This is a genomic window from Paracoccus sanguinis (genome assembly GCF_900106665.1).
Lineage (GTDB): Bacteria > Pseudomonadota > Alphaproteobacteria > Rhodobacterales > Rhodobacteraceae > Paracoccus > Paracoccus panacisoli.
Window position 1 is genome coordinate 1 of the sequence record NZ_FNNA01000014.1, and the last position, 5380, is coordinate 5380.

Annotated in this window: 3 protein-coding genes; all 3 read right to left on the minus strand. The window is 69.4% G+C overall.

The window, feature by feature from the left end; all coding sequences use genetic code 11:
• Window positions 1-1037: DUF2793 domain-containing protein (locus BLW17_RS17105; RefSeq protein WP_036736506.1), on the minus strand; the 1037-nt coding region annotated here is incomplete at its 3' end.
• A gap of 10 nt (window positions 1038-1047) precedes the next feature.
• The gene (locus BLW17_RS17110; protein ID WP_036736507.1) at window positions 1048-5085 is read right to left on the minus strand and encodes a baseplate multidomain protein megatron; all 4038 of its coding nucleotides are present in this window, start codon (window positions 5083-5085) and stop codon (window positions 1048-1050) included.
• Between the two features lie 10 nt (window positions 5086-5095).
• Window positions 5096-5380, minus strand: a 285-nt coding sequence (locus tag BLW17_RS17115) for an NlpC/P60 family protein (protein WP_036736508.1), incomplete at its 5' end; no start/stop codon positions are given.

A 5380-nucleotide genomic window follows, 5' to 3' on the forward strand; every position in this document is an offset into this window, starting at 1 on the left:
GCGAAGTAGCCGTCCGCGACCCGGAAATACCCCTGCAGCTCGACGGTGTCGCCCGCGGTCAGCGGCACCATGGTCTGCAGCCAGATCGCGGTGGCGAGTGAGACGTGGGTGGCGGAGATTTCGCCAAGTGAGCCGCGAATTTCCGTGGTGCCATTCAGCACGAGCCGGCCGCTCATCCGCGCGGTCGTACTGGCGTTGACCTTGTAGAGCAGCGTCGCGCCGAAGAGGTATGTGCCATCCGAAGGCGCCACGAAATTGTTGTTCGCGGCGTCGAAGGCGCCCTGATCGTTGTAGTCGGTGTTGTTCAGGCCAATCTTCGTCCAGGTTCCGACGCCCACGTAGTTGTCGTAGTTCGTGTACGCCTTGAACCGCGGCAGTCGGGGCTGATCGACGATGCCGGTGGCGTTGTTGACGCTCAGCCCGTCGAAGAAGGTGCTGCCGTCGGCCGAGACTGCCAGCCGAAACCGGTCGGAGCCGAACAGCCCCACCAGCGCCTTGGTCACGAAGCCGGTCTGCAGCGTAAGGCCGAGATCGTCGCCCGCAGCCTCCTTGTTCATGGTGTAGAAGAGATCGCCGGTGCCGCCCTCGGCCACGGTCTTCGCCGTCCAGAGCGCGGCGTTCAGCTTGGCCGAGAACGGATTCGACGCATCCGCCGTCGTGCCGACACCCAGCAGCGCTATGTTCTGCAGCACCGCGGGCGTCGTGCCGATCCAGGTCGCGCCGTCATAGACCAGCAGCAGCCCCTCGTCCTCGACCCATGCGCGCCAGCCGGTGCGCGGCGGCAGCCGCAGCCAGGCGCCGTCGGTCCAGAGCGCCACGTTCAGGTCCCAGCCCGCCCAGTCGCCCGTCGCGCCCGAGCCGACGATGTAACGGTCGCCATCGGCGAGTGAACCGGGCGGCGCGGTCAGGTCCCTGTCGAGGACGGAGAGCTGGACGAGCCCGTCGAGGATCCGCAGCGCCTCATTGTGGGTGACATGCTTCTGGGCCTGCGCCGCGAGGATGTAGGGCAGCAGCAGATGGGTCGTGGCGTCGGACATGGGATGGCCTTCAGAACGTGAGCGCGACGGTCTTGGGCGCGCCCCGCCCCACGAGGGCGGAGAGCTGGTAGATGCGGATGTCGAGCGTGTCGCCGGTGGCGAGAAGCGCGCCCCAGTCCGCGGTCTGCTGGGCGGCGGTGTAGAGCGCGCTGGTCGTCGTCGTGCTCAACACCCGTTTCACGATGGTGCCGTTGAGGATCTCGACCTCGTAGGCTTCGAGCTCCTCGCCGAGTGGCACCTCCAGCCCGCCCCAGCTGTCGGCGGAAAGTGCGCGCGACCGGCGTGTCCAGCGGATCGTCAGATCGCCGGGCGTGCGCGGCCTGCGCCACGGCTGCTCGACATGGGCGACTGAGAACGGCCGCAGCCCCACGCCCTCAGGCGGGAAGGCCTGCGCCACATAGGTCTCGTCGCTGACCGGGCGGCTCGCGGGGCCAATGCGCCAGTTCCACGGGATACCGAGATCGGCCTCGGCGATGGGCAGTGACGCAAGCGCGGAATCCAGCACAACGACGCGGGCGCCTGCGGGCGCAGGGTTCCCCATCGCGCCTTCCGTACCCCGCTGGCCGCGAAGGAGCCGGGTGAGCTGATACCGGCCGGGCGCCAGCAGCTCGGCCGTGCCCGCCTGCACGATCTCCCAGACTCCGGGTGCGCTCTCGATCGCGAGCGCGTTCGCCCCGGCGAATAGCGTCAGATCCGTGATGCTTTCGAGGGTGCCGGTCAGCAAATCGACCAACAGCACGTTTCCGAAATCGAAGCGCGACGTGGGCCCCGCGTAGAGATCGGAGACCAGCGCCCCGATCCGGGCGCGACTGCCAAACGTGGTCAGCAACTCGAAGCCATCGGTCGAAGGGCTGCGGAACACCGCCATCTCGCCCGGCCAGGGAACCGCGTGCGCCGCGACCAGCGGCCGATGCGCGGGCTGGTCCTCGGTCAGCTGCGGCAGGTCCATCAGCACCGCGTCCGGCGCACCGAACACCACGGCCCGCGTCAGAGACGCCGCGCGGGGATCGCCGGGCGGCAGATCGTAGGTCGCGCGGTCCTGACGGACCGCCTCGATGCCGCGCGCCTCCGCGTCGGCGATGGAGACGAGCCGCAGATCGACCAGCCGCCCGTCATGCGCCAGCCGGATTGCGTCGGCCGGATCGAGCGCGAGGCGCGAGGGCGGCAGACGAAACGCCGCCGTCTCGCGCCCCACCCATGTCTCCATCAGCGTGCGGCGGCAGCGCCGCTCGGCCTCCTCGGGCGGCACGGCAATCGGGAAGGACTCGGAGGCAATGCGCGTCGTGTCCACGGTGATGCGCCGCGCCTCGACGAGTGCGGCCTCGTAATCCTCGTCGGCGCGCGCGACCTGCCATTTCAGCGCCTGCGGCAGTTCGGTCTCCTGGCCGCGGGTCAGTTCCAGCACGTCGCCCTCGCGAGGGGCGACCAGATCGTCGGGCGCGAGGGTGGTAACGGAGGCCCGGCCGCGCATGATGAAGCGTATCACGCCCTCGGTCTCCACGGCGTCGAAGCCGAAGTGGCGCGACAGCGTGGTGATCGAGGCGCGTGGGCTTTCCAGCGCCGTGATGGCGTAGCCCTCGACCGCGCCCCAAAGCCCGGTGACGTCGATGCGGGACTCGGGCAGCCCGGCGCGGAGACAGAGGTGCCGCACGAGAGCGGCCAGCGACACCGCTCCCAGCCGCCCGGTCAGCCAGTGGCCGAGCCGCCAGTTCGCGACGTCCGTCCAGACGTCTGTCAGCGCCGGGAAGAACGGATAGGGCCGCGCATCCCAAGTCCAGGCGGCGCATTCCGGCACATGCACCATCCGACCGCCATAGACCGAGGACACAGGGTTGTTCGCGGCCTCGCCCCACCAGAGATACGTCGCCTCGAGATAGGCGCGCTGGATCGCGTCATCGCGCCAACCCCGCGAGAAATGCGGCGTGAAGCTCTCCGACGACTTCGGGTCGAAGAAGACGTTCGGCTGGTTCGTGCCCCGGTCGATGGCGGGACAGCCCAACTCGGTGAACCAGATCGGCTTGGACTGCGGCACCCATGCGGTCGGTGTGCCGCTCTCCACCCCGCCCGGACGGTTGTAATGCGCGTTCGACCACCAGGCGCGCAGATCCTTGTAGCGGAAGACCCACGGCTTGCTGGCGGCGCCGTCCGTGATCGGGGTCCGCACCTGCGCCGTTCGGTCGGCCGCGCTGGCATAGAACCAGTCGAAACCTTCGCCGCCCGCGATGTTCCCCTGCAGGTAGGCCCGGCCGTAGATCGCGGGCCAGCCCTCGGCCGCGTCTGCATGCTCGAACCCGTCGCGCCAATCCGACAGCGGCATGTAATTGTCGATCCCGACGAAATCGATCTCCGGATCGGCCCAGAGCGGATCGAGATGGAAGAACACGTCGCCGCTGCCGTCGCCGGGATGGTGTCCGAAATACTCCGACCAGTCGGCGGCGTAGCCGATCTTGGTGCCGGACCCGAGGATCGAGCGGACATCCGCGAGCAGATCCCGATAGGCCTGCACCGCCGGATAGGTGCTGGCGCCCGAGCGGATTGTCGTCAGCCCCGGCATCTCGGTGCCGATCAGGAAGGCGTCCACCCCGCCCGCCGCCGCGCAAAGATGGGCATAGTGCAGCACCATTCGGCGCAGGCCCCAGTCGCCGGGCGTGCCCGTCCACGAGACAGACTGTCCCGAAACGCTGAAGCTCGCGGGCGTGGCTGCGCCGAACAGCGCCGCGACCTGGCTTGCGGCCGTAGCGGTCTTGTCCACGGTCCCCGCGAACCCTGCGGCAGGCGAACAGGTGATCCGCCCGCGCCACGGGAACGCGGGTTGACCGGTCTCGGCGGCATTGTCGGAGTACGGGTTCGGAAGCGTGTTGCCGGGCGGCACGTCCATCAGGATGAAGGGATAGAAGGTGACGCGAAGCCCGCGCGCCTTCATCTCCTGGATCGCCTGCACCACCGCGAAGTCGGACGGCGTGCCGCCATAGACCGGGCGATCCTGGTCGTCGCGGCTGACGAGGAAGGCATTGGCGCGGCTCACGCCGTTGACCGACCAGCTGGCAGGCGTGGTCGACTTGGCCGACACTTCGACGCCCGGCCGGACCCTGCAGGAGCCTGCCCGCAGGTCGTCGCCGAACCACGCCACCACGAGGCTGACGCTCTCGACCGCAGGCGCCATGGCCTGCAGCCGGTCCAGCGCCTCCACCATGTCGGTGGAGTCGGCCAGCGCGTTCAGGTTCTCAGGGATCTGCGCGCCGCCATCGGTCTTGCGGATCGCCTGCGTCGCATAGGTGAACTCGCCCGAGGCCGGGATCATGGTGACGGCGCGGGTCAGCCCCTCGGCGGTGTCGGGATCGGCGAGCGGCCGGAACACCTCGAAGGAGAGCTGCGGCAGGCGGTTGCCATAGGTGGAGAGCGCCAGATCCTCGAAGGCGACATAGGCCGTGCCGCGATAGGCCGGGGTATTCGCCGCGCCCATCCTGGCCGCGATGAACGGGTCCGCCGTCTGCGCCTCGTCGCCCGGATACCAGCGCCAGGTGACGCCGGAGAGGTCCATCGGCTTGCCGTCGGCCCAGATGCGCCCGATGCCGGTGATTCCCCGCCCTGCCGGGCCTCCTCCGCGTCCATTCTCTCCACCGGAGAGAATGGTCCCTGCGGGACCGGCTTCGGAGCCCTCGCAGAGCGCCACGGCGAAGGAGGCGTAGTACAGATACTCGGTGGTCTTGACCTTGCCGCCCCCGCCGCCCTTGCCGCCGCCCTGCGTGGTGGTCTTCGTCTCCTCTCGGAAATCCGTCGCCCAGATGATGTTGCCGCCCATCCGCATGCGCCCGTAGAGCCGCGGGATCACCGCGCCCTCGGTGGCCGAGGTGATGCGCAGCGTGTCGAGCCGCGCGCCCTCGATGCGCTGGGTGGGCGCCAGCGACGAGATGATCCAGCTGTCGACGACCGAGCCGATGCTGGAGCCGATGAAGCCGCCGATGGTCGCGGCGCTGACGCCGAGGATCGCGCCGCCGATGCTGCCGCCGATGGCGGCGCCAGCGGCACCGAGGACAAGCGTTGCCATGTGCGGGGTCTCAGCGTTGCGGGAACAGGAAGGCGAAGGCGACGCGCCGCCGCCAGGATGGGGTGAGCGGTTCCTCGATCACGCCGAGCCGCTCGTAGGCGTGGAGGAAAGTGTCGGGGCCGGTCAGGATCCCGACATGCTTGGCGATGGCGCGCGGCTTCATGCGGAAGAGGACCAGCGCGCCGGGACCGGCCTCGGCAGGCGACACTTCGATCATCATGGCGCGCGCACCCTCGGCCAGCACCTCGCGCGGGCCCGTCTCGCCCCAGTCGCGGCTGTAGGGCGGGATCGGGAA